Source organism: Roseovarius conchicola (assembly GCF_041403425.1).
GTDB lineage: Bacteria > Pseudomonadota > Alphaproteobacteria > Rhodobacterales > Rhodobacteraceae > Roseovarius > Roseovarius conchicola.
Genome location: NZ_JBGEHK010000001.1, coordinates 1,166,575 through 1,192,563 on the forward strand (window position 1 = coordinate 1,166,575; position 25,989 = coordinate 1,192,563).

Genomic DNA, 25,989 nt, shown 5'->3' on the forward strand with positions numbered 1-25,989 from the left:
TGCAAGGTTTCGTAATTAAACACATGTTCAATTCAAGCACTCCGGGGGGACGACCATGGATTTCGCGCTGAGCGAAGAGCAGACCGCCATTTTCGACATGGCTTATGCCTTTGGGCAGGACAATATCGCGCCCTTCGCGCAACAGTGGGAACGTGAAGGCACCATCCCGAAAGAGCTTTGGCCACAAATCGCCGAACTGGGCTTTGGCGGGCTTTACGTATCCGAGGACAGCGGCGGTTCCGGCCTGACCCGGCTGGATGCAACACTGGTCTTCGAGGCGCTGTCGATGGCCTGTCCGTCGGTCGCGGCCTTCCTGTCGATCCACAATATGTGCGCCAAGATGATCGACATGTATGCCAGCGACGACATGAAAGCGCGATTGCTTCCGGACGTGTTGTCGATGCAAACCGTACTGTCCTATTGCCTGACAGAACCGGGATCAGGGTCAGATGCCGCAGCCCTCAAAACCCGGGCGGAGCGAACCAATGAAGGATACCGCCTGAATGGCACTAAGGCGTTCATCTCGGGCGGGGGGTATTCGGACGCCTATGTGGTGATGGTGCGCACCGGCGAAGACGGTCCCAAAGGGGTCTCAACCGTTTATGTTGAAGACGGCGCAAAAGGTCTGAGTTTTGGCGGATTGGAAGACAAAATGGGCTGGCGCAGCCAACCAACCCGGCAAGTGCAGTTCGACAATTGCGATATTTTATCCGAAAATTTGATAGGAATTGAAGGAAAGGGTTTCACATATGCGATGTCTGGCCTGGATGGCGGTCGTTTGAACATTTCCGCCTGCTCGCTGGGTGCTGCGCAAACTGCACTCGACTCAACGCGGGCTTACATGCGCGAACGCAAAGCCTTTGGAAAACCGATTGATCAGTTCCAGGCGCTACAATTCCGACTGGCTGATCTGGAGATTGAACTGCAAGCCGCGCGTACCTTCCTGCGCCAGGCTGCGTGGAAGCTGGATACCGGCGCGCCGGATGCGACCAAGTTCTGCGCCATGGCCAAACGCTTTGTTACCGAGACCGGCAGCAACACGGCCAATCAATGCCTGCAACTGCATGGCGGGTATGGATATCTGGCCGACTACGGAATCGAAAAACTGGTCCGCGATTTGCGGGTGCACGAGATTCTGGAAGGCACAAATGAAATCATGCGCCTGATCGTGGCGCGGCAACTGCTGGCCGAAACATGAGCGACATTTCAATCCGTGTAACCGGGTGTGCCGGGCGTATCACCCTCACCCGCCCTCAGGCGTTGAACGCCATGACTTACGACATGGCAACCCTCATCGAAAAGGCGCTGGACGAGTGGGCGGCAAATGACTCCGTCAAACTGGTGATCATCGACGCCGAGGGCGACAAGGCGTTTTGCGCGGGCGGCGATATCCAACAATTATATGACACTGGGCGCGCCGGGGATTTTGCCTATGGGCAACGGTTCTGGCGTGATGAATACCGTCTGAACGCCAAGATCGCTGAATACCCCAAACCCTACATCGCCTTCATGCAAGGCTTCACCATGGGCGGCGGGGTTGGCATTTCCTGTCACGGTTCGCACCGCATCGTCGGAGAAAGCAGCCAGATCGCCATGCCCGAAGTCGGCATCGGTCTTGTGCCTGATGTGGGTGGATCGCTTATCCTCGCCCGCGCACCGGGGCGGATAGGCGAATATCTCGGGACAACGGCGGCTCGAATGGATGCATCAGACGCAATTTATTGCTGTTTTGCAGATACTTATGTCTCCGAGACGCAGTGGCCATCACTGATCGCCACGTTGGAACAGACAGGTGACCCATCCACGATTGGCGCGCAGAGCGCAACGCCTCCTCAAGCTGGCTTGCGGGATCTGCAAACGCAGATCGACACGCATTTCATGGGTGAGACCCTGATCGACATTCTGAACTCTTTACGGTCCGACGACAGCGTATTTGCCGCCGAAACTCTGAAAAAGCTTGCCCGAAACTCACCGCTGTCGATGGCCTGTGCGATCGAGATGATCCACCGCTTGCGCGGGCCTACCGCAGATATTCGCAAAGCCCTGGAACTGGAATACCGTTTCACCTTTCGTGCGATGGAACACGGCGATTTTCTGGAAGGCATCCGCGCTGCCGTCATCGACAAAGATCGCGCGCCACAGTGGCAACACAGCCTTGATGCGCCCCCTGCACTGGCGGCGACCAAAATGCTCATGCCGCTGGGCACTGATAGCTTAACCTTTGAAAACACGAAGGAAATCTCATGAATATCGGCTTTATCGGTTTGGGTAACATGGGCGGACCTATGGCCGCCAATCTTGCAAAGGCGGGCCATCAGGTCACCGGGTTTGACACGGCGGGCGTCAGCATCGAGGGCGTTGCCAGCGCCGCGTCAGCCTCTGAGGCTGCGACGGATCGCGACGTGGTTGTCACAATGCTGCCCAACGGGCAAATTCTGCGCGCCGTCGCCGATCAGATCATCCCGGTGATGCAGGCAGGCGCAGTTTTGCTGGATTGTTCGACCGTGGATGTCCAAAGCGCACGCGCCGTGGCGGATCAGGCGCAGGCGGCAGGATTGTCGGCCCTGGATGCACCTGTGTCCGGCGGTGTCGGCGGGGCCACCAATGGCACGTTGACATTCATGGTAGGGGGCGACGAAGCAGGGTTTAACATTGCTTCTGAATTGTTTGATATCATGGGGCAAAAGGCAGTTCATTGTGGCCCTTCCGGCAATGGGCAAGCCGCCAAGATCTGCAACAACATGATTCTGGGAGCCACCATGATCGTCACCTGCGAAGCCTTTGCCCTGGCAGACAAGCTGGGTCTGGATCGGCAGGCCATGTTTGATGTCGTCTCGACCTCTTCCGGCTATTCCTGGAGCATGAACGCCTACTGCCCTGCCCCGGGTATCGGACCGACCTCACCGGCAGATAATGATTATCAACCCGGTTTTGCCGCCGATCTGATGTTGAAGGACCTTCGGCTGGCACTGCAAGCAGCCAAGGCTGCCGATGCGGATACTCCACTTGGGCAGGCCGCCACACAGCTCTATGCGCAGTTTGTTGAGGAAGAGGACGGCGCGGGACGCGATTTCTCGGCGATGTTGCCCCGGTTTGAAAAGCGCGGACACTCGGGCTAACCGCTTTTGCGCTATGACGGGGCCGTACGGCCCGCTATCTTGGCCCCAAAACGACAGGGCCAAGCATGAGCATTTCTGATCGCAACGCGGTGATCTGGTACGCCGACGATGGATACGATCCTGAGAACAAAGGGTTAAATGGCCGCCGCGTTGCAGGTGCATCCTTCCTGAACGGATTTTTTTGCCACGCGAATGTGGACGAGTTCGTCTCGCTCACCAAGGGCAGCAAGAGCGAAGCAGCCTTCGCCAAGCGTCTGTCGCAATCGGGCCGCGACCTGCCCCACCGCGCGGTTTACACCGACGCGCCCGGCGGGATGGCCCCGGTGGGGACATTGTATTATCCCTCTCCCAACTACGCCGAGCAATGCTGGTTGCGCCAACGCTTTGGCATGAATGCCTGGTCGATCTGCGGCATCACCCATACCACGGCAACCACGGCGGTGATGCAGGGCATGTTCGACCTGCGCGCGGGGCCTCAGGCGGAATGGGATGCGGTGATTTGCACCTCGAAGGCTGTGCATGCCGCCACCAGCTATAACATGGACCTGGCCGAGCGGCATCTGCGCGAACGGTTCGGCAAAGTACCGCCGCGACCGCAGATGCCGGTCATCCCGCTGGGTATTGATTGCGATGCCTTTGCCCCGGATGAGAAAGCCGGTTCGGCCCTGCGCCGCCGGATGGGATGGGGCGAAAAAGACATCGTGGTCGCAACCCTGTCGCGGCTGGTACCTTACGGTAAATTCGATCCCGGCCCGCTGTTCCTGGCGCTGCAACAGGCACAATCTCAACTGCCCAAAGGCACGAGACTGCACATGCTGGCCTGCGGGATTTACGGCGACACCCACAGCGAACGAGTCTTCGATGGATGTGCCAGGACGCTGATGCCAGATGTCAGTTATCTGCATCTGGATGGGATGGACGCAACGGCCCGAAAAGAGACCCTTTCCGGCGCCGATATCTTCACCTTTCCCATTGATAACATACAGGAAACTTTTGGCCTTGCCCCGATTGAGGCGATGGCTGCCGGCTTGCCCGTGGTGACCACCGATTGGGATGGCATGCGCGATACGATCAGCGATGAGGTGGGTATTCGTGTGCCGACCACCACTGTTTCAGGCACCCATACCGGGCTTGAATCGTGGCGCTATCAGGTGGGTCGGCAGAGTTACGCGCAATATGGCAACAACGCCTCGGCGATGACAGCCGCCGACATGCCGACCATGATCCGGGCGTTCGTTGATCTGGCTACCAATCCTGATCTGCGTGCCCGGATGGGCGCCGACGGACGCGCGCGCGCGCGTACCCTTTATGACTGGTCTGTCGTGATCCCACAGATGCAGGATCTCTGGGCGGAACTGTCCGATATCCGCGCCGCTGCCGGGGTCGACAAACGACGCGGGCCAGTACCGATGGCCCCCTCGCCGATGTCACTGTTTCGCGCCTACCCCACGCAGCAGATCAAACCGGCCCAGGGGCGTTTCTATGCCACTGATAACGCGCTGGACATGGAGGCGCTCTACGATGCACGTCGTTTTGAAACCTTGAAACAGTTCTTCGAGCCCGCCAATCGGGTCACAAAAGTGCTTGAGGCGTTGCGCGCGGCAGGGCCCGGCGGGGCAGATGCGGACACCCTGTCTGCAATCTGTAATCTACCCGCGATCCGGGTCGAGCGGGCGTGTGTCTTCCTCATGAAGTACGGGTTGGCCAGACATGAAGATGTGACGGCTTAATTCGATCCAGATCAAAGACATTCATATTTATGCATGTGATAATGAGCGCAGTCAAAGGCCCCGTGACAGGGGCGTGAGTTGTGGAGATATCAATGCTAAAAAGAAATGTTGGTAAGATCGAACGCGGTCTGCGTGTGGTGATTGGGGTTGCCTTGTTGGCCGGATTCTTCCTGAACGCTGACGCAACCTATCGGTGGCTTTACCTTATCGGCCTTGTTCCGCTGGTCACAGGATTGATGGGCAATTGTCCGGCCTACTCGATCCTCGGCGTAAGCACTTGCAAAACCGAAAAATAGTAACTGTCGACAGAGTGGACTTGGGACCTACTCTGCCGCCACTTTTCGTGCGTTCAGCATCTCTTTGAGGTAGCGGCCCGTATGACTTCGTGGTTCTTCCGCGACCTGTTCTGGCGTTCCGGTGGCGACGATCTCACCGCCGCCATCCCCCCCCTCTGGGCCAATGTCGATGATATGATCGGCGGTTTTCACCACGTCGAGATTATGCTCGATCACGACAACGGTGTTACCGCCCTCAACCAGTTCGTGCAGCACCTCAAGCAGCTTGCGCACATCCTCGAAATGAAGGCCCGTCGTAGGCTCGTCCAGGATGTAAAGCGTCCGTCCTGTCGAGCGTTTGCTCAGCTCTTTCGACAGTTTCACGCGTTGCGCTTCGCCACCTGACAGGGTCGTGGCCTGTTGACCCACCTTGATGTAGCCCAGCCCGACCCGGGCCAGCGCATCCATCTTGTCGCGGATGCTGGGAACAGCCTTGAAAAAGCCCTGTGCGTCTTCAACTGTCATATCAAGAACGTCTGCTATGCTCTTGCCTTTAAACTTAATTTCCAAAGTTTCGCGATTGTAACGCGCGCCCTGGCAGGTCTCGCAGGTGACGTAGACATCGGGCAGGAAATGCATCTCGATCTTGATCACGCCGTCGCCCTGACAGGCCTCGCAGCGCCCGCCTTTGACGTTGAAGCTGAACCTCCCCGGCTTGTAGCCGCGGGCCTTGGCCTCGGGCAGACCGGCAAACCAATCGCGGATCGGTGTAAAGGCCCCGGTATAGGTGGCCGGGTTTGACCGGGGGGTACGGCCGATGGGGCGCTGGTCGATATCAATGACCTTGTCCAAATGCTCAAGCCCCTTGATCGTCTCACAGGGCGCAGGCGTCTGGCGCGCGCCATTCAGGCGCATCGACGCTGTTTTGAACAGCGTCTCGATCGTCAAGGTCGATTTCCCACCACCGGACACGCCCGTCACACAAACGAATTTGCCCAACGGGAAATCGGCAGACACCTTTTTGAGGTTGTTCCCTGTCGCTTTGATAACGCTCAGCTTTTTCCCATTTCCCTTGCGTCGCGTGGACGGGATTGAAATCTCGCGAGTGCCGGACAGGTACTGCCCCGTGATCGATGCGGCATCACTGGCCACATGCTCTGGCGTGCCGTGACTGACCACCTTGCCACCATGCACCCCGGCCCCGGGGCCAATGTCAAACACGTAGTCTGCGGTGCGCACAGCTTCTTCATCATGTTCGACGACAATCACGGTATTGCCTTGATCCCGAAGGTTTTTCAGTGTTTCAAGCAGGCGGCCGTTGTCGCGCTGGTGCAGTCCGATGGAGGGTTCGTCCAGCACGTAGAGCACACCGGTCAGACCCGAGCCGATCTGGCTGGCAAGTCGAATGCGTTGGCTTTCCCCGCCCGACAGCGTGCCCGCATTGCGGCTGAGTGTGAGATATTCCAGGCCAACATTGTTCAGGAAACCAAGCCGTTCGCGAATTTCTTTCAAAATCGCGCGGGCAATCTCGTTCTTCTGTTTGGTCAGCGCGGCAGGCACGGTTTCGCACCAGTCGAACGCCTCGCGGATGCTCATCTGCACAACCTGCCCGACATGCAGGCCGGCTATTTTGACCGCCAGAGCCTCTTCCCGCAGCCGGTATCCTTCGCAGGTCCCGCAAGGGCGGTTGTTCTGGTAGCGTTCAAACTCTTCACGGATCCAGTTGCTATCGGTTTCGCGATAACGGCGCTCCATGTTGGGGATCACCCCTTCGAAAACGCGCGAAACCTGATAGACGCGTCCGCCTTCGTCATAGCGGAACTGGATTTCTTCATCGCCCGAGCCATAGAGGAACACCTGTTGGATATGTTTCGGCACATCCTTCCACGGTGTCTTGGGATCAAACTCGTAGTGTTTGGCAATCGCCTCAATGGTTTGCAGGAAGTAGGGCGATTTGCCTTTGCGCCAGGGAGCCAACGCGCCGTCATAGATTTTCAACGCCTCGTCAGGCACCACGAGGCGTTCGTCAAAGAACAGCTCCATCCCCAGGCCGTCGCAATCCGGGCAGGCCCCGAAGGGCGCGTTGAAAGAAAACAGGCGCGGCTCAATCTCGGGGATAGTAAAGCCGCTGACCGGGCAAGCAAACTTCTCGGAAAAAGTGATGCGCTCGGGCTCGCCATCTTTCGGTGCCGTCTCGAGGATCGCAATACCATCGGCCAGATCAAGGGCTGTGCGGAAACTATCGGCCAACCGCGTTTCCAGCCCTTCCTTGATCACCAGCCGGTCGATCACAACATCGATGTCGTGACGAAATTTCTTGTCGAGAACGGGTGGATCATCGAGCTCGTGAAAGGCCCCATCGACCTTGACGCGTTGAAAACCCGACTTGCGCAACTCAAGGAATTCCTTGCGATATTCCCCCTTCCGATCCCGCACGATGGGGGCCAGCAGGAAAGCGCGCGTGCCCTCCTCCATCGCCATGACACGGTCAACCATGTCCTGCACCTGCTGCGCCTCGATGGGCTTGCCGGTGGCGGGAGAATAGGGCGTGCCGACACGCGCGAACAACAGGCGCATGTAGTCGTAAATCTCGGTCACGGTGCCGACGGTCGAGCGTGGGTTCTTACTGGTGGTCTTTTGCTCGATGGAAATCGCAGGACTGAGACCGCTGATGTGATCCACATCGGGCTTTTCCATCATGTCGAGGAACTGGCGCGCATAGGCCGAGAGTGATTCTACATAGCGGCGCTGGCCCTCGGCATAGATCGTGTCGAATGCCAGAGAGGATTTTCCGGATCCGGAAAGCCCAGTGATTACAACAAGTTGATCACGCGGAATATCCACGTCAATGGACTTGAGATTGTGCTCTCGCGCACCACGCACTTCGATATTTTTCAACTCGGCCATCTGCATCCCCGCTCAGGTGGATTACAGATAGTTGAGCGCGCGTCGTCTTCCAAGATAAAATTGTGAACAAAGTGTGAACGGGCGCAATTCGACACCGTTACTGACATAGGATGTCATCAGCTTTCGACTTTCTGTGCCAGCGCCCAGGCGCAGATCGGGAAATCGGGATCATTGTTCAGATCGTCCGTGCCCTCGTCATAGGGGGGCGGCCAAGGCGTCTCGAAATTCCGCAGGGCGGCGGCGCGGTTGCCCCATTGCTCGGCGCGAATGTGTTCTTCGGCAAAACCCGCTTCGATCAACAGGTTCTTCAGGCCCCGCGCGGACCAGCGCGAATTATCCACCGGTGCGCCGTGATAGGGAACGAAAAACGGCACCGCGATCCAGAAATACCCGCCGGGACGCAACATATCGAGCACATTGCAGGTGGCGGCATAAGGCCGGTCCAGATGCTCCCAGACCTGATTGGCGAGGATGATGTCATATTGCAGGATATCACCGCGGGCATTGGTAAAAGGCCCGGCACAGATATCATGCTTTGGATAACGAAATCTCTTGTAGCTTTTAAACGTATAGCGACCGCCATGCTTGCCTGAGATTTCAGCAGCATCCATCGACGCAAGGTCCAGGTTTTTGAACCAAGTGCGCGACGTTCGCGACATGACGATACGATTCAAACTGGCCATTCAAACTACTTCTCGCTGAAGAACGTTCATATGTTCACAGATCAATCTTTCGTTGAAAAGAGGTCGAGTGGTATTTGCATCCGTTTTGGAAACAAACCGTGATTGTTTTGGACACAAAAAAGCACCCTGTATCCTTTAAGATGTCGCATAGACCAGTAGAGTGGCCCTGCCATCAAAGAATCTTGAACGAGTTCAAAAAGGTATCCACGGGTATGTTTTCATTTCTTCTCGTCTTGGCCGCAGTCGGTACAGCAGGCCTTATCATAGACAGCATTGCTTCGGGCGACAGCTCATCGACCTCAGAGGACGATACGCCCCCGGATGACATCGAGATCACGGGCTCGACGATGGATGACCTGCTGATGGGAACCGATGAGGACGAAAGCTTTTTCGGCCTTGATGGGGATGACACAATCTCTGGGCTTGATGGCAACGACACATTGCGCGGCGAAGGCGGCGACGATCAATTGTTCGGCGGCAATGGCGACGATTTGCTGATTGATGGGTCGATCAACACGGACGGCAGCTTTCGTGGTATTGGCGGCGGACAAAGTATTCTGCGCGTAACTTTGGAGGACGGTGGAGATCTCTTTGGCGAGGGAGGGAATGACACGATCCTTGTAACCGATGGAGACGGGTTTGGCGGCGACGGCGAAGACGTACTGTCAAACTGGGACGAAGCTTTGCTGGGTGACATCGCTGAAGAGTTCGTCGACCTTGGTGGGGACGGCACGTTTGAACCCCGTGAAATTCCGCCCCATGTGGTGGAGGCTGGCAACAATCTGCACGGGGGTGATGGCGACGATGTGATCACCGTTCTACAGGGCAACGGCTTTGGCGATGAAGGCGACGACACGATTTTCGGCAATGGCCAGGACGCTATTGAGCGGCTTCTGCCGGACTTTTTTCCTGGCACAAGCTCGAACTTTACGATCTCGGGCGGCGACGGAGATGATCACCTTGAAGGCGTTGCAACCAATGTGTTCGGCGATGACGGCGATGACGTTCTAACCGGACAGTTCAGCAATCTTTATGGTGGCGAAGGCGATGACACGATTCACGCCGGATCAGGCGGCGCTGACATCAATGACGAGCGCACCTATGACGGAGGTGCTGGCGACGATGTGATCACCGGACCAAATGCCACTACCTTCGTCAGCGACTTCGGTCAGGCCAACTATTTGGGGGGCGAGGGCGATGACACGATAGATGCAAGGGACATCACCAGCGTCGTGATGGTCAACGGTGGCGAGGGCGCAGACACGATGTTTGTGGAAACCCGCAGCCTCTTCAACGACTTCAACGATGACGGCACTGTGTCAGAGCTGGCATCGAATGTGCCGCGCGTTGAAATCAACGATTTTGACAGCAGCGAAGATACATTGATCGTCGATTTCGACGTGTTTCCGACCGTTGACGGCCAACTGCCTGATGCGCCCATCGAGCTTGAGATCGAACTTATCGACATCTCGAATGCAGACGGGCCAGCCACGGCTCTGCGCATCGCGCTTCCGGATGATACGGATTTCAGCACAACGCCAAACGATCCTGACGCGCAGGAGGAATTCATCTTGCTCAACGGGGTCACGCCGGCCGATATCAATCTGGACAGCATCCACGTGCGCGCTGTGTCCGATGGCCAGATCATCTCGCAAGACGGCTTCCCGGCGCTAGAAGACGATCCGCAAGCACCGGCCCTGGAAGTGGAGCATGTCGCACCTCAAACCGGCGTATTCGAGACGTTCAATCTCTGAACGCAGCCGGGCACCGAACGTCAGATGTGGATCACCCGGTCATAGGCGTCCAGAACCGACTCGTGCATCATTTCGCTCAAGGTGGGATGCGGGAAGACGGTGTTCATCAGGTCTTCTTCGGTGGTTTCCAACTGGCGCCCCACCACATAGCCCTGGATCAGTTCGGTCACTTCGGCACCCACCATATGGGCCCCCAGAAGTTCGCCGGTCTTGGCGTCAAACACGGTTTTGATCATGCCTTCGGGCTCACCCAGCGCAATCGCCTTGCCGTTGCCCATGAAGGGGAAGCGGCCAACCTTGATTGCCATGCCCTTTTCCTTGGCCTGCGCTTCGGTCAGGCCCACGCTCGCCACTTGCGGGTGGCAATAGGTGCAACCCGCGATGCTGTCCGGATCTACCGCGTGGGGTTTGCCGCCTGCAATCAGCTCAGCCACCATAACACCTTCGTGGCTGGCTTTGTGCGCCAACCAAGGGGCACCGGCCACGTCACCGATGGCATAGATACCCTCAACCCCGGTGCGGCAATGCGGGTCGGTGACGACATGGGTGCGGTCTACCTTTACGCCCATCTCTTCAAGCCCCAACCCCTCGACATTCCCGACAATCCCGACAGCGGAAATCACGGTGTCAAACTCGTGCTTCTCAACCTTACCGCCCATCTCGATATGCGCGGTGACCTTGCCTTTACCGCGGTCCAATTGCTTGACCATGGCTTTTTCCATGATGGTCATGCCCTGTTTGACAAAGGATTTCTTGGCGAAGGCGGCGATTTCGGCATCTTCCACGGGCAGGATACGATCCATCACTTCGACCACGGTCGTGTCCGCACCCAGCGTGTTGTAAAAGCTGGCAAATTCGATCCCGATCGCACCCGATCCGATGACCAACAGCTTCTTGGGCATACGCGGCGGCACCAGCGCGTGTTTATAGGTCCAGACCAGATCACCATCGGCCTCAAGCCCGGGCAGCTCACGCGCGCGCGCGCCGGTGGCCACAACGATATTCTTGGCCGTCAGCTCTTCCGTGCCCTTATCGGTTTTGACCGACACCTTGCCTTTGCCGGTCAGGGTGGCCTCGCCCATCATGGCGGTCACCTTGTTCTTCTTCAGCAAATGCGCCACGCCACCGTTCAGCTGTTTTGCAACCGCACGCGAGCGTTTGACCACCGCGTCCAGATCATAGCCGATGCCATCGGCCTTCAGCCCGAACTCTTTCGCGCGGTGCATCAGGTGAAACACTTCCGAACTGCGCAGCATCGCCTTGGTCGGGATACAGCCCCAGTTCAGGCAGATCCCGCCCATATGCTCACGTTCCACCACGGCCACGTTCAGGCCCAGCTGTGCACCCCGAATGGCCGCAACATAGCCCCCCGGGCCCGCGCCGATTACGATCATATCAAAGGTCTTAGCGGCCATGTTTCTCTCCGTCCCAAAATTTAGTTTGGTATTAAACTATTTTTTTGCGCACGACAACGCGCCACGTATCTCCGCGCCAATATAGCGCGGTTCCACGTAATTGTCTGTGAGGAAATGCGGGTTTACGCGGCCTGGCTGGTCTGCAGGCTGCGCAGGGTTTTGGCATAGCCCCCGGAAGCAACATACTCCTGTTCGAGCTTTGTCGATGCACGACCCAGGGCTTCGTTGCGATAGGGGAAGCGACCAAACTCGCGGATCACTTCGCGATGCGCACGGGCATGAAGCAGATTATCCTCTCCGCCCTTGGGCATGCGTTCGCACATCAGGCGCACACAGCGATCCTGATCGCACAGGTTCTCGGAATGCATCAGGGGAAGGTAGAAAAACTGCCGGGCAGGTTCGTCGATCCGCATGTCCCATTTGCGATGGATCGCAACCTTGGCGGCGGCCAGTGCGGGCTTGTCGGTGGCAAAGGCCTGCCCTGTGTTTCGGAACATATTGCGGGGAAACTGGTCCATCAGAATGATGTACGCCAAGGTGCCGGATGGGTAGGTCAGCCAGAGGCCATAAGTGCCGTCGTTTGCGCTGTGCCAGGCATCGGAATACCGATTGGTGATGTCATCATCAAGACCATCGGGGGGATTGTACCATCCCTTCTCGCCGATCTCGTCCAACCAAAAACTCAACACATCTTCCGGCGCAACCATCCGAGGCTCCTCGCTTTGTCGCAACTGCTTCATAAAACGTTAACGTCAGCCGGGCAGATAGGAACAGTAACGTTTTGCTTCAACACGACATATTAGGAATCTGGCTCGTCCTGTTGCTCTTGGGCCACTTCGATGGCGTATTCCTGGGCATATTCCACCGTCAGCGGCGAGGCGGACGGCATCACCGGTGCATAGCTTTCGGTATCGTCCACCGACGGCGCGGCCCGTTGTGTCATCCGGTAGGCGGCATATCCGGCCATGCTGAAGGCCAGAACCCCAATAAACAGGAAGAAACCCCAAGCCCCGACAAGCCCCATCAACCAACCGGTGATTAGGGGGCCGGCAACGGCCCCCAACCCGTTGATGAAGACAAGACCACCGGCTGCCGCCGCCATATCATCGTGATCCAGAAAGTCGTTGGTATAGGCGATCAGCAGTGAATAGAGCGGGTTGGACATGCCGCCAATCAACACCGCAGCCGCCAGCAACACGACGAAGTACCCGCCAAGCATCGCCCCCAGAAGGCTTCCCAATCCCAACACGATTGACACGATGAAGATCAAAACGCGACGATCCATCCGGTCTGATACCCAGCCAATCGGGTATTGCAGCAACAGCGCCGATACGAAGAACATCGACACGAAAGTCGAGATTTCCGCCACGCTCAGCCCGGCCTTGGTGCCATAGACCGGCGCCATACCGAACTGGGCCGAGAAGATGCCACCCAACAGGAACATGCCGACGCAGCCCAGTGGTGAAATCTTGAGTATTTCCAAAAGGCTAAGAGGCTTCGTGGTGGAAAAGGCAGGCGTGGGTGAAATCGAGAGCAGGATCGGCGCAAAGGCTAGAGAGACCAGGATCGACGGGATGATGAACAGGATAAAACCACCCGGATCGGCCACCAGAATCAGCGCTTGGGCCGAGACGATCCCAACCATTTGCATGATCATGTAGAGCGACAGCGCCTTGCCCCGGTTCTCATTATCCGCCGCATCGTTCAACCAGCTTTCCGCCGTCACATAAACGCCCGAAAAACAGAAGCCGATAAGGATACGCGCCGCGCCCCAGGCATAAGGATCAGTCCAGAGCGGATACATGATCATCACCGCCGAAATCAGCGAGCCAAGCGCGGCGAACACCCGGACATGCCCGACCCGGCGGATCATGTCGGGCGCCATGCGCGAGCCAAACAGGAAACCAACGAAATAGCCCGACATCACCAGCGACATCTCGAGGGTCGAAAACCCCTCGATCTCGCCGCGGATACCCAACAGGGTGCTTTGCATGCCATTACCGACCTGCAAAAGCATCATGCCAAGCAAAAGCGCCCATGCGCTGCGCAGCACGTTGATCATGGCATTCACTCCTGAAGAGAGGCGGCGCGCACGCCGACTAAGCCTACACTCAGGTGCGACTCGCGGTCACACCTTTACCCAGCGTTGACAGTGTTTTTCTTCGGTATCAACAATGAAGCGTCGCCGTAGGAGAAAAAACGATACTTCTGGGCCACGGCATGGGCATAAATGCCGCGCACGGTGTCCTGCCCCATCAGCGCAGAGACCAGCATCATCAGTGTTGACCTGGGCAGGTGGAAATTGGTCATCAGTGCATCGGCCACCTGAAAGTCAAAGCCTGGATAGATAAAGATATCCGTATCGCCCTCCCACGCGGTGATCTGCCCGTCGCGACCGGCTGTTTCGATCAGGCGCAGCGCGGTGGTGCCCACCGGGATCACGCGCCCGCCTGCCGCCTTGGTCGCGGCGATCTCGGCAGCGGCCTGCGTGCTCACCTCGCCCCATTCGGCATGCATCTTGTGGGTTGTCACGTCCTCGACCTTGACCGGCAGGAACGTGCCCGCCCCCACATGCAGAGTGACATGGGTAAAGCCAACGTCGCGCGCCTCCAACGCCTCCAAAAGCGGGGCATCAAAATGCAGCGAGGCCGTCGGAGCCGCCACGGCCCCATCATTGCGCGCCCAGACAGTCTGATAATCGTCCTTGTCCTGCGCATCAGCCTTGCGCTTGGCCTCGATATAGGGCGGCAAGGGCATGGCACCCGCCTCGGCGAGGGCCGCATCGAAATCATCGCCCGTCAGATTAAACCGCAGTCGCCCCTGCCCATCGACTTTGGCAATCAGCTCGGCGGACAGCGCGTCGGAAAACCGAACCACCTCGCCTTCCCTGATTTTTTTCAGGGGTTTGACCAAAGCCGACCAACTGCTGTCGGCCTCGGGTTGTAACAACGTCACCTCGATCCTGGCCGAGGTTTCACCTTGCTCGCCGCAGCGTGTGCGCTGCCCAGTCAGGCGCGCGGGGATCACCTTGGTATCATTCAACACCAACCGATCACCGGGGCGCAGCCAATCGACCAGGTCGCGCACATGGGCATCCGTGATTGCATCGCCTTCGGCCACCAACAGGCGCGCCGAGGATCGTGGTTTGACGGGACGGGTGGCAATCAGGTCTTCGGGCAGATCAAAATCAAAGTCTGACAGTTTCATCGCTGCACTTTCGGCGGTGGTTTGCGAAAAAGCTCGCGGAACATGCCCGGTGTCAGCAAGGACAGCGGGTTCACCCGCACCAAGGGATTATCGGTTGGCCCATTCAAACGGTATTTGAATCCCAACAACCCTTCGCCTTTGCGTGAGAATATCCCACCCACCGCATTGACCAGATAAATCGGGGAAAACACCCCCTCCATGTCCATCTCACCGCGATCCATGAAGTAATAGCCCTGCATCGAAATCCCCATCGAGGCCCCCACAGCGCTGCCCTGTGTCAGGGTGATCAGCTTCGGACCAAGTTGGAAATCGGCCTCAATCTCGGCAAAATGAATGCCATCACCTGCCAGTTGCTCCAGAATACCCACCACACTAAGCGCGTTCAACAAGGCAGCCAGGGCAGGTGCATCCTTCAGACGCAACTGCTGGACATTCAGCCTGCCATTATAGGTCCCCGCGGCGGTGGCCGGTTGCAGGATCAGGTCCATCACTCCGTTGCGTGCGTTTTTCAGCAACCCGGCCGCGGCCAGTACCCCGCCCGCGTTCTCGGATTGAATACGAAATGCGCTGCGATTTCCCTGCGGGATCACGGTGCCATTCACGGTGGCACCATCATTGACCCTGCCGGTGAAGCGCCCGTCGACACCTCTGGACATGTCAAACTCGCCCGCGAAACCGGTCAAGGATATCCCCTCGGAGATTTGCAACCGGTCCAGACGCAAGGTCACCGGGCCACCGCGCGCGCGGTTTTGACTGCCCTCGCCATCTCCGGCAAGCGAGGTTTGGCGCAAATCAATCATACCGCCATTGACCTGCACAGCGGGCGTGGCCCCTGCCCCGCGCCCCACCAGATCAACCGGCGCATCTAGCCAGGTTCCGACGCGCACGCGGTTGAAGCTGGCGCGATCCAACTGCCCATCGGCACGCAGCCTGACATTGCCATTGGCGCGAAGGCCACCCGCATTCAGGCTGATCCGGTTGATTTCAGGTGGAGACCCCAGGCTGCCATCGACCTCCAGCTGGCCCTTGCCGCCTTGCGACAGGGCCCAGCCCAGCGGTTTGAGCCGCAGCCCCACCCCCGATAAATCCGATGTGAGGTTAAAACGCCCCGGTTGGCCCTTGGCAAGATCAATACCGATCACGCCCGTCCCTGCCCCCGAGATACTGCCCGGGGGCAGGCCGATACGAAACTCATCCGCGAATCTCTCGGACAGCTCGATCTTGCCCTCCAGACGGCTGCTGCCATCGGAAGTTTCCCCGATGTCTGTTCGCCAGATGCCGGTCGCCGGTACCCGCCCGACCCGCCCTTCACCGCGAATCTCAAGGCTTCCATTTTTAGCTGCGATATCCAGACGCGGGGCCGCCAGAACACGACCCTCGACCAGTGTCTCGCTGCGTACCTGTCGGGCCACGGCCCGGACGTCAAAGGCCACTTCGTCTGTTCGCAGCTTCTTCTTCAGTAGGAAATCCAGCTGTCCCTCGATCTCGGCCTGCCCGTCGGCCAGCGTGACGGGCTGACCCGCCTTGGTCAGAAAGCGAAACGGCTCGTTATCCAAAAGCGACAGCGCCGCCGTGACCGTGCTCTTGGCCTTCAGGAACACCCGCGCAGGGGCCAGATTGATCTGAACGGAAGGAACGATGAAACTGGTCCCGCCTATTTCGACCCGCCCGCCCTGTGGGGCCGTTACATATCCTCGCGTTGCGCTGAGTACAAAACGGGTATCATACAGCGACCCATGCCCCTCGGCGTCTTTGATATGCGGCATTTGCTTCATGAACCGCGTTTCCAACCCTTTGAAATCAAAGCCCAGAAACAGATCAGGGCGGCTATTGGGATGAGATCGCACCGCCAGCTGTATATTGCTCAGATCGGCCGCCACCACGTTGTCGCGGATCCAGTTGCGGGTGTTGGCCTTCACGGTTTCGGGCCACAATTCCACAAGACGCGCCGGGGTCAGTCCGTCCATCCGGCCATCCAGAGCAAGGTCCCAACCCTCGGGTTGCGCTGCCAGCGTGCCGTTCAACAGCAGCCGATTGCCCTGATCGCTCAGGCTCATTTCACCAAGGGTCAGCTCGAACGGATCCAGCTTGAGCCGTGTGTCCATCGTTGCGCCTTCGATAACAATCGGTTCGTCGTAAAGGCCGTCCGGATTGGCGCGCAGCTCACTCACCCTGATTTGCGACCAAAGTTCGGTTGGCAGGCCTTGTTCCAACCCCACGAGAAAGGCTTTGCCTTCGGCGCGGGCGGTAACCCACTTGCTGTCCAGAAACACCTCGTCAAACTGCATCGACTGGGTGACGGGATCATAGGTGAAATAGGTCTGGGCGCTGGAAAACGGGATTGGTTTTGTCTCGTCCGTGGGCTGCAACACGCCCGCGCCGATCTGCAGCGTGGCATTCAGCGGCCCCAGCGCGCCGTCCGCCTCGACCACGGCTCTCAGGGCGCCCGAAATAGGAGCTTCCAACGCCTCAAGCCACGCCAAAGCAGGGGATTGGCGGGCAATGTCGCGGGCGGGCATATCTTCAAAACTGATACCGAATTCCGCGCCTGTCTCGCCGATCGCACTTTGGTAGTTCATCTCGAGCGTGGTGGCGAAACCGCGATTGCCCAACAGTGCAAAGTCACCGCGCAACTGCAGGTCTTCACCCTCGCGGGTCAGGCGCAGACGCCCACCGTCCACGGTCCAGGCCTGACCCGCACGGGCATCTTCGTAGCGAACGGTCAGATTGTTGGCCTCGATTTCCGTCAGTGCCAGCAGATCGGGTTGCATCAACACATCATCGAGCTGTGAAATCAGCGCCGGAAAAGATGGGGCTTCTTCCGTCGGCGCGGGTGCATCGCCCACGGTAACGCCAAGATTGCCCGCCTCTGACCGGCGCAATCGCAATGTGGCCCCGGACAGGCTTATCGTGCCGGGCTGGACATTACCCTGCAACAACGGGCGCAGGGCCAGCGTGCCTTCGGCATCGGCCACCGCAGCCAGTTTTTCGCCTTGGGCATCGTTGATCCGTACGTTGCGCAGCGACACGCGCGGCACCCAATTACGCTCCAAAACCACGCTGACATCCCCAAAGCTGAGATTTGCACCGTCGATCTGGGCATTCAGCCGTGTCGTGATTTCTTCGCGCAGCCAATCAGGTGCGCTGATCTGACGCCCAAGGAGCGAAGTCACGCCAATGGTGCCGGCCAAGACCAGCACGATCAACACGCCAAAGCTCCATTTCAACGCCTTTCGCGTGCGCTTGGGCTTTGGTGCCTGGGGATCGGGATCACTCATACGGGTGCGCCACTGGGTTCATCTCTCGCAGGTCTGCCTCATGCCTGTTATCAGCCCTTTATTCCGGCCCGGCCTGCCCTAATATGAAGGGGGCTGCGACACATCACAAGGATCACCCATGCCAGAGTTGAACGAAACCGCCCCAGATTTCACCCTGCCCCGCGACGGGGGCGACGAAATCACCCTGTCTGCCCTGCGCCCCGGTGCAGTGGTGCTGTTTTTCTATCCCCGCGATGACACGTCCGGATGCACCAAGGAGGCGATTGCCTTTACTGGTCTGACAAGTGAGTTCGAGGCCGCAGGGGTGACGATCCTTGGCATCTCGAAAGACAGTGTCGCCAAACACGACAAGTTCCGCGACAAGCATTCGCTGGGGGTTGCCCTGCTGTCGGACGAGCATGGCGATGTCTGTGAACGCTATGGCGTGTGGAAAGAGAAAAGCATGTACGGCAAGAAATTCATGGGGATCGAACGCTCAACCTTCCTGATCGACGGGGAGGGCAAGATCGTCCGCATCTGGCCAAAGGTGAAAGTGCCCGGCCACGCCGAAGAGGTGCTTGAAGCGGCGCGCGCCCTGTGAGCACGCAAACCCTGTCAGAGATGGCGGTCGAGGTTTTGACCACCGCCGACGGTCGGGAAAAAACCGCACTGTCACGCCGCCATGCCGAGACATGGTTTGCCGCGCGCCAAGCCGGGGAAGAGATTGCAATTGGTGCGGCCAGCCCGCCAATGCGCCCGGCCCGGCCTGATCGTCCCGAGTTACTGGACCCGCGCAATGTGCCCCGCCGCCGCCCCGGCAGCCCGCAGGGGCGTATCGCCATTCTGCATGCAGTGGCGCATATCGAACTGAACGCGGTTGACCTGCATTGGGACATCATCGCACGGTTTTCCGACGCCCCCATGCCCATCGGATTTTATGATGACTGGGTAAAGTCGGCAGATGAAGAATCCAAACATTTCAATCTGATATGCGACTGTCTTGACGCGCAAGGCAGCCATTATGGCGCGCTGCCTGCTCATGCGGGCATGTGGCGCGCGGCCGAGGATACGGCGGATGATTTCATGGGTCGTCTGGCTGTTGTCCCGATGGTGCTTGAGGCGCGCGGACTGGATGTCACCCCCGGCATGATCGCGATTTTTGAAAAGGCTGGCGACGACATGGCAGTGGAGGCGATGAAGGTGATTTACGCCGAAGAAGTCTCGCATGTCGCGTATGGCTCCAAGTGGTTTCACTTCCTTTGCGGACGTCACGAGCTTGATCCAATTGATGCCTTTCATACCCTTGTGCGCCGCTATTTTCATGGCCCCCTCAAGCCCCCTTTCAACGAAGAAAAGCGGGCCGAAGCCGGTATCCCGCCAGACTTCTACTGGCCGCTGGCCGACTCTCCCGCGCCGGGCCGTTAGCGCAACCTGCACCACATGCGACAAGTCATTGGAATCGGCGGTTTTTTGCCACCCCGGCATCAATCAGCCCAAAAACCCGAATCGGTTGGTCAAAAATCTTGCCCAAAGGGCGCACACTCGATAAGCAGTGGCGCAGAGTGCCAGGATAAAAAGGCGGCGCCGCTATTGGGATGGGTTGACTGAGGGACGGAGTTTTTGCGAACCAATCTAGCTATCAAATTGACTGCGCTCCTGGAGCGTTACTTCCCGGAACGCAGGGTTTTCCTTCGGTCTGACACGGACACGCGGTTCATTCGCCTGCGCCCCGCAACCCAGCTGATTGCCTTCCTCGGATCCTCTGCGGTGATTGCCTGGGCAATCATTGCCACCGCGATCCTGATCATGGACAGCATCGGGTCGGGCAATTTCCGCGAACAGGCCAAACGCGATCAACGCACCTACGAAGCCCGGCTGAATGCGCTGTCGTCCGAACGTGACAAACGCGCCGAAGAGGCGATTGCCGCTCAAGAACGCTTCAATTCGGCCCTTGAACAGATCTCGGTGATGCAATCGGAATTGTTGGCCTCCGAAACCCGGCGGCGCGAGCTGGAAACAGGCGTTGATGTGATTCAGGCCACCTTGCGCAAGGTGATGAACGAACGCGACGCCGCCCGCGACGAGGCCACCGAACTGGCTGAAAACCAAAATGGCGACGGCAGCGTGCCCGGGCAAAGCGGCCTCGGAGACGGGCTGGACAGCGACACGATGGATTTCCTGACAGCCGCCCTGCAAGACACCGCGAACGAGCGCGACACGGTCACCGAAAACGCCCAAAGCGCGCTGCTGGCCGCGGATGAAATGGCCGAACAGATCAGGCTGATGCAGGATCAGAACGATCAGATTTTCCGCCAGTTGGAAGAAGCGATGACCATCTCGGTCGAACCGCTTGACAAGATGTTCCGCGCCGCCGGCATGAACACTGACAGCCTGTTGTCGACTGTGCGTCAGGGTTATTCCGGTCAGGGCGGCCCCTTGACACCGCTGAGCTTCTCGACGCGCGGCGACGCCTATTCGCAGGACACCGAGCGCGCCAATCGCATCCTTAACCAGATGGATCGCCTGAACCTTTACCGGATCGCGGCCCAGAAAGCGCCCTTTGCAATTCCGGTCAAAAACGCCTTCCGCTACACATCGGGTTTTGGCATGCGCTGGGGCCGGATGCATAACGGCACCGATTTCGCCGCTCCTCACGGCACACCGATTTACTCAACCGCTGATGGCGTGGTGATTCACGCCGGATGGCTGTCAGGCTATGGCCGCCTTGTGAAGATCCAGCACCAGTTCGGCATCGAAACCCGCTATGCGCATATGTCTAAAATTCGGGTGCAAAAGGGGCAAAGGGTCTCGCGCGGGGAACGGATTGGTGATATGGGGAACACTGGACGTTCCACCGGCACCCATCTACACTATGAGGTCCGTGTCGGCGGCAGACCCGTCAACCCCATGATCTATATCAAGGCAGCTAACGATGTTTTCTAAAAGCAAAATCAACGATCCGGCCCCGAAACCCGAAGAGGCAGCCAAACCGGCAGCGCCCGCGGCCAAGCCTGATGCGTCTCCGGCAGCCGCCGAATTCAAAGCCGCCGCACCCAAAGCAAAACCACCCGCGTCAGTGTTGTCTTCGGACCTGCATGTGACCGGCAACATGAAAACCACCGGCGACATTCAGATCGAAGGCACGATCGAAGGCGACATTCGTGCCCACCTTCTGACCGTCGGCGAAGGTGCCACGATCAAAGGCGAGGTGATCGCCGATGACGTGGTGGTCAATGGCCGCATCGTGGGCCGCGTGCGCGGCCTGAAAGTGCGCCTGACCTCGACCGCACGGGTGGAAGGTGACATCATTCACAAGACCATCGCGATTGAATCCGGCGCCCATTTCGAAGGTTCGGTGCAGCGTCAGGATGATCCGCTGAACGCCAAGGCCAACGCGCCGAAACCGCAGGCGGCGGCACCAGCGCCCGAGGCCCCAAAAGCCTAAGCACGGGTTACAAATCAACAAGAAAGGCGCCCTGCCCCGGCAGCGGCGCCTTTTTCTTTGTAAGTGGTACAGTTGCCGTGCCTCTGACGGATTGCTAGGCTTGCGACTGTCCCACCAAAACAGCAGGATGTTTCATGTCCGAGACCGATGACCACTACGATGATGCCTTTGCCGCGTTTCTGGAAGAAATCTGGGGGGAAGGATACTTGTCCCCCGGCGGTCCGGAAGAAGTGTCTCGTGTTTTGACGGGCCTGGACCTGACTGGCAAGCGTGTGCTGGATATCGGGTGTGGCACCGGGGCGATCACCCTGTCGCTGGCCGTGGATCATGGCGCGGCCCATGTTGTCGGCATCGATGTGGAAGAGACGGTTTGCACGTTGGCCTGCGGGCGGGTTGATGCTGCGGGGGCCAGCGACCGGGTTGAGATTATACAGGTCACGCCCGGCCCTTTTCCTTTTGAGGATCACAGCTTTGACCTGGTCTTTTCAAAGGACGCCATTATTCATATCGGCGACAAAGAGGCGCTGGCGCGCGACGTTTACCGCGTGTTGCGCCCCGGTGGAATTTTTGCAGCGTCCGACTGGCTGACCTCGCACGACGGACCGCTTTCGCCCGGGATGCAACGCTACGTGGCGCTGGAGGATATGGATTTCCAGGTCGCCTCGCCCGCGCGATACGAACGCGCACTGGCGGATGCGGGGTTCACCGACATCGGCACGACCAACCGCAACGCCTGGTACCGCGATATCGCGATTGACGAACTGGCGATGCTGTCTGGCCCGCGCAGGAGCGAATTTGAAGAAAAATGCGGTGCCGATCTAGTGGCCGATAACATTGCCATCTGGGAGGCGATGGTTGCGGTTCTGAAAACAGGCGAGTTGTGCCCGCATCACCTGCGCGGCACCAAACCCTACGCTTCCAGTTCAGCATCCCAATAGAGGAAATCCAGCCAGCTTTCGTGGAGGTGGTTGGGCGGGAACTTGCGCCCCATGTTGCGGAGCTGTTCGGCGGCAGGTGCACGCGGGGGTTTGCGCAAGGACATCCCCGTGCGATGCAGGCTTTTCGAACCTTTCTTGAGGTTACAAGGGCTGCAGGCCGCCACCACATTTTCCCAACTGGTGATCCCGCCCTTGGCACGCGGCACCACGTGATCAAAGGTCAACTCGCCTTTCGCACCACAGTACTGGCAGCGGAATTCGTCCCTCAGGAATAAATTAAAGCGCGTGAAGGCCACGCGCTTTTGAGGTTTGACATAGTCTTTCAGAACAATGACCGAGGGTATCCTGATCTCGGTACTGGGGGAGCGGACCGTGTCTTCATACTCGGCCACGATATCCACCCTGTCGAGGTAAGCCGCCTTGATCGCATCCTGCCAGGTCCAAAGCGACAGGGGATAGTAGGACAATGGCCTGTAATCCGCGTTCAGGACCAGTGCGGGATGATGTTTGAGGGCTGCCGGGTCCCTGACAAACTCAGTTCTGAAATCGCCGTCCATTCTGTCTATTGCCACTCCCACTGCTCATCCAGCGAGGCGGGCGCACCGCCCCTTGGTTAACGCCACTATATCTCGTGTTTCGCCTCTGGCAAGCCTTGGATTCAGCGGCACATCTTGTGGTTTGAGTAGTGCAGTTTTGTGACGATGGAATGACAGGTATCTGCAATCAGGAGCGTCATATTCGAAAGACCGCTTCGCGGGACGGAGCGGACGTTCACCCATTGATTGGTATTGACCGCTCTCAGCCCTAAGCGGACTTTCGCTGCGAACGGCAGCCGCATTTATCAAGACGCTGAAAGCGGACATTCAGGTGCTTGTGAACTAGAGCACTGCGTTGCCCAACTGAAAGTTAGGATATGACTTACTCTCACCCTTACCGCATGATGGAATACACCAACACGAACACGGCAAGTTCGCAGCTAGGCCGCTCGCTTGTAGCTTTCGGGCGACGCCAGATTCCCGGTGTCTGTTTTGACAAACGCATTGGGATGAACATGTCATCTACCAAACTGGAAATGTCGCTTCCCTTGATGTCGAGAATTTCAACGTGAGCGCTCTTATTTCTTCGGTCGAGCAAATTGGAATCGATCAGGTGCAACTTTGTTTCGCACAGCTATGTGTCGATTTCTAAGGATCCGGCGATATTGCTACACACCTTGGAGGTCAGGTTAGACTCAGTATTAATCGCAGAGCTGGCCAATATTTTTGCCGTTTCACCCATCTTCTAAAATCGGCCGTCCATTGCTTTGACCGTCGGCAATGATTTCCTGTTCTCGACAAGGGCCGTTTACACCGATCAGACCGGTATCCACATTCGGAAATATGAGGTTGTTCTTCACAGATTGTGGTGATGGCCTCGGCAGATATCGGGCAACTGGTCTGCAGATTGATACGCCGCGCTTCTGCCTCGGACCACTCATTTCCTTCGTCTGATTGATGAACGTCAATCTGAACAGTGGGGTTCATGTCAAACTTGCTATTCAGAAGAGCCAGTTGGAGAGCAAAAAATGGGCCAGGCGACGCCGAAGCAGGGGCAGATTACGGCAGGGTTGCCTTCTGATTCACTGCGCCGGGAATGCGACCCGACGAAACTGGGCTTTCAGAATACATCAGAGCTCAAATCGGCGGCGCATCTGATCGGCCAGGACCGCGCGATTGACGCAATCACCCTGTCTGCCAGTATCATCGACAGACGTTTTAACATCTATGTCTTGGGAAGCGAGGGGACGGGCCGCCACGAAATCGTGGATGACCTTATAACCAAGCAGGCCTCTAACCGCCCTACCCCATCAGACTGGGTCTATGTCAACAACTTCAACGCACCGCACAAACCGAATGCCATAAAGCTGTTACCGGGGTCCTCGGTCGCGTTCAGGGCCGCAATGCAAAATCTGGTGGACGATCTTGCCAACGAGATCCCAGCACTTTTTGAATCAGATGAATATCAGACTCAACGGCGCGCGATTGAAGAAGAATTTGGGCAGAGGCACGAAGAACCCATCGCCGAATTTGCAGATCGTGCACATGCCGAGAATGTTGCGCTGCTGCGAACACCCATGGGGTTCATGCTGGCTGCGATTGTTGATGGGAAGCCCATAAAGCCGGAGGTATACGAGGCGCTGCCTGCGGAAGTGCGGGCCGAGATTGACGCCAAGATCGAGCGATTACAGGTGCATCTGGCTGAGGTATTGAAACAAGGTCCGCAACTCGAAAAAGAGCACCGGCAGAGGGTAGAGGACTTGCATGCAGGCCTTGCCGAACGCGCCGTATCGCTTCGCGTTCATGAGGTTGCAGAACAGTTTTCAGACAATGCTGAGGTGAGCAATTATCTGAACTGTGTCCGTCAGGACATGATCTCGAACGCTGAATTGTTTCTGCGCCCACAAAGGGAGGGCAACGAAGGTCCTTTTCCCGAAGCCATTCGAAAACACCACAGGGATCCGCAGTTCAATCGATACGCTGTCAACATCATGGTGTCACACGAACAAGAGAAAGAAGGCGCGGCCCCGGTGGTGTGGGAAGAACTGCCATCGCTCAATCACCTTACGGGACGCATCGAGCATGTCGCCGAGATGGGGACGCTGGCAACCAACTTCACCCTCATCAAGCCCGGCGCACTGCATCGGGCAAATGGTGGATACCTGATCATTGACGCGCGGCGCCTGCTGTCCGAGCCTTTTGCGTGGGACGCCCTCAAGCAATGCCTGCAAAGCCAATCCATCACCATTACATCAGTATCAGACCGCCTCAACCTCGCGTCAACGATTTCACTTGAGCCCGATCCGATCCCGCTGGATGTTCGGGTTGTGCTCATCGGGAATCGCCGTCTGCACTTTTTGCTTCAACTTCTTGATCCCGAATTCGGTGAACTCTTCAAACTGCAGGCGGACTTCGAAGACACGCTTTCACGCACGGCAAAAAACACACGCCTGATGGCACGGGTGATTGCAAGTCTGGCCGAAAAAGAAAATCTCCGCCCGATGTCGGCGGCATCGGTTGCAGCCCTGCTCGATCACGCTGTTCGGCTGGCGGATGACACAAAGAAATTCAGCCTTCACCTTGGCGCAATCAAAGACGTGTGTCCGTCGTCAGGGATTTTGGGACAGATGGCGGCCTGAGCTAAGAGAGGGTCTGGCGCATCTGGTTGTTGTGATTATGCGGCGGATTTGCGGTGGAGCAAGCGTCGCGTTTCGATGGTCTTT

Annotated in this window: 20 protein-coding genes; 12 read left to right on the plus strand and 8 right to left on the minus strand. The window is 57.9% G+C overall.

Going from position 1 to position 25,989, the window contains the following annotated elements; all coding sequences use genetic code 11:
- Positions 1-55: 55 nt before the first annotated feature.
- The 5 genes from V6N02_RS05735 to V6N02_RS05755 all read left to right on the plus strand — a co-directional run bounded on the left by V6N02_RS05735 (position 56) and on the right by V6N02_RS05755 (position 5,145).
- Complete coding sequence (locus V6N02_RS05735) at positions 56-1,198, plus strand: acyl-CoA dehydrogenase family protein (RefSeq protein WP_371224531.1); 1,143 nt, start codon at positions 56-58, stop codon at positions 1,196-1,198.
- Positions 1,195-2,247, plus strand: coding sequence for an enoyl-CoA hydratase/isomerase family protein (locus V6N02_RS05740; protein WP_371224532.1), 1,053 nt, complete (start codon positions 1,195-1,197; stop codon positions 2,245-2,247). The genes V6N02_RS05735 and V6N02_RS05740 overlap by 4 nt, the downstream gene beginning before the upstream one ends.
- The gene (gene mmsB / locus V6N02_RS05745; protein WP_371224533.1) at positions 2,244-3,119 is read left to right on the plus strand and encodes a 3-hydroxyisobutyrate dehydrogenase; all 876 of its coding nucleotides are present in this window, start codon (positions 2,244-2,246) and stop codon (positions 3,117-3,119) included. Before V6N02_RS05740 ends, mmsB begins: the two co-directional genes overlap by 4 nt.
- 65 nt (positions 3,120-3,184) lie before the next feature.
- Positions 3,185-4,849: a glycosyltransferase family 4 protein gene (locus V6N02_RS05750; RefSeq protein ID WP_371224534.1), complete on the plus strand. Its 1,665-nt coding sequence runs from the start codon at positions 3,185-3,187 to the stop codon at positions 4,847-4,849.
- A gap of 92 nt (positions 4,850-4,941) precedes the next feature.
- Positions 4,942-5,145: a YgaP family membrane protein gene (locus tag V6N02_RS05755; protein WP_371224535.1), complete on the plus strand. Its 204-nt coding sequence runs from the start codon at positions 4,942-4,944 to the stop codon at positions 5,143-5,145.
- Positions 5,146-5,172: 27 nt separating this feature from the next.
- Here V6N02_RS05755 and uvrA read toward each other — a convergent pair whose 3' ends face one another.
- A complete protein-coding gene (gene uvrA, locus V6N02_RS05760; protein WP_371224536.1) occupies positions 5,173-8,031 on the minus strand; it encodes an excinuclease ABC subunit UvrA in 2,859 nt (952 codons plus the stop codon).
- A 116-nt stretch (positions 8,032-8,147) separates the two neighbouring features.
- Positions 8,148-8,714, minus strand: coding sequence for a methyltransferase domain-containing protein (locus V6N02_RS05765; RefSeq protein ID WP_371224537.1), 567 nt, complete (start codon positions 8,712-8,714; stop codon positions 8,148-8,150).
- Between the two features lie 212 nt (positions 8,715-8,926).
- On the opposite strand from V6N02_RS05765, the gene V6N02_RS05770 reads away from it, so the two are divergent.
- Complete coding sequence (locus V6N02_RS05770; protein ID WP_371224538.1) at positions 8,927-10,468, plus strand: calcium-binding protein; 1,542 nt, start codon at positions 8,927-8,929, stop codon at positions 10,466-10,468.
- A 20-nt stretch (positions 10,469-10,488) separates the two neighbouring features.
- Here V6N02_RS05770 and lpdA read toward each other — a convergent pair whose 3' ends face one another.
- The 5 genes from lpdA to V6N02_RS05795 all read right to left on the minus strand — a co-directional run bounded on the left by lpdA (position 10,489) and on the right by V6N02_RS05795 (position 18,368).
- Positions 10,489-11,883 (minus strand): dihydrolipoyl dehydrogenase, encoded by a 1,395-nt coding sequence (gene lpdA / locus V6N02_RS05775; protein WP_371224539.1) that lies wholly within the window; start codon positions 11,881-11,883, stop codon positions 10,489-10,491.
- 122 nt (positions 11,884-12,005) lie between these two features.
- Complete coding sequence (locus V6N02_RS05780; RefSeq protein ID WP_371224540.1) at positions 12,006-12,590, minus strand: DUF924 family protein; 585 nt, start codon at positions 12,588-12,590, stop codon at positions 12,006-12,008.
- 92 nt (positions 12,591-12,682) lie between these two features.
- Positions 12,683-13,945, minus strand: a complete 1,263-nt coding sequence (locus V6N02_RS05785) for an MFS transporter (protein WP_371224541.1) — start codon at positions 13,943-13,945, stop codon at positions 12,683-12,685.
- A gap of 74 nt (positions 13,946-14,019) precedes the next feature.
- Positions 14,020-15,090 carry a tRNA preQ1(34) S-adenosylmethionine ribosyltransferase-isomerase QueA gene (queA, locus tag V6N02_RS05790; protein ID WP_371224542.1) on the minus strand — a complete coding sequence of 357 codons (1,071 nt, stop codon included), beginning with the start codon at positions 15,088-15,090 and terminating at the stop codon, positions 14,020-14,022.
- A complete protein-coding gene (locus V6N02_RS05795) occupies positions 15,087-18,368 on the minus strand; it encodes an AsmA family protein (RefSeq protein ID WP_371224543.1) in 3,282 nt (1,093 codons plus the stop codon). The genes queA and V6N02_RS05795 overlap by 4 nt, the downstream gene beginning before the upstream one ends.
- Positions 18,369-18,486: 118 nt before the next feature.
- Between V6N02_RS05795 and V6N02_RS05800 the strand changes: the two genes are divergently transcribed.
- From V6N02_RS05800 to V6N02_RS05820, 5 genes are all read left to right on the plus strand, one after another.
- Positions 18,487-18,948, plus strand: coding sequence for a peroxiredoxin (locus tag V6N02_RS05800; RefSeq protein WP_371224544.1), 462 nt, complete (start codon positions 18,487-18,489; stop codon positions 18,946-18,948).
- 20 nt (positions 18,949-18,968) lie between these two features.
- Complete coding sequence (locus V6N02_RS05805; protein WP_371224575.1) at positions 18,969-19,772, plus strand: ferritin-like domain-containing protein; 804 nt, start codon at positions 18,969-18,971, stop codon at positions 19,770-19,772.
- 195 nt (positions 19,773-19,967) lie between these two features.
- Positions 19,968-21,290 carry a DUF5930 domain-containing protein gene (locus V6N02_RS05810; protein ID WP_371224545.1) on the plus strand — a complete coding sequence of 441 codons (1,323 nt, stop codon included), beginning with the start codon at positions 19,968-19,970 and terminating at the stop codon, positions 21,288-21,290.
- On the plus strand, positions 21,280-21,792 hold the full coding sequence (locus V6N02_RS05815; RefSeq protein WP_371224546.1) for a bactofilin family protein: 513 nt from the start codon (positions 21,280-21,282) through the stop codon (positions 21,790-21,792). The genes V6N02_RS05810 and V6N02_RS05815 overlap by 11 nt, the downstream gene beginning before the upstream one ends.
- A 134-nt stretch (positions 21,793-21,926) precedes the next feature.
- Complete coding sequence (locus tag V6N02_RS05820) at positions 21,927-22,730, plus strand: methyltransferase domain-containing protein (RefSeq protein WP_371224547.1); 804 nt, start codon at positions 21,927-21,929, stop codon at positions 22,728-22,730.
- Here V6N02_RS05820 and V6N02_RS05825 read toward each other — a convergent pair.
- The gene (locus V6N02_RS05825) at positions 22,703-23,287 is read right to left on the minus strand and encodes an HNH endonuclease (RefSeq protein WP_371224548.1); all 585 of its coding nucleotides are present in this window, start codon (positions 23,285-23,287) and stop codon (positions 22,703-22,705) included. The two genes, V6N02_RS05820 and V6N02_RS05825, sit on opposite strands and share 28 nt — an antisense overlap.
- 1,007 nt (positions 23,288-24,294) lie before the next feature.
- On the opposite strand from V6N02_RS05825, the gene V6N02_RS05830 reads away from it, so the two are divergent.
- Complete coding sequence (locus V6N02_RS05830) at positions 24,295-25,905, plus strand: AAA family ATPase (RefSeq protein ID WP_371224549.1); 1,611 nt, start codon at positions 24,295-24,297, stop codon at positions 25,903-25,905.
- The last annotated feature ends 84 nt before the right edge of the window (positions 25,906-25,989 follow it).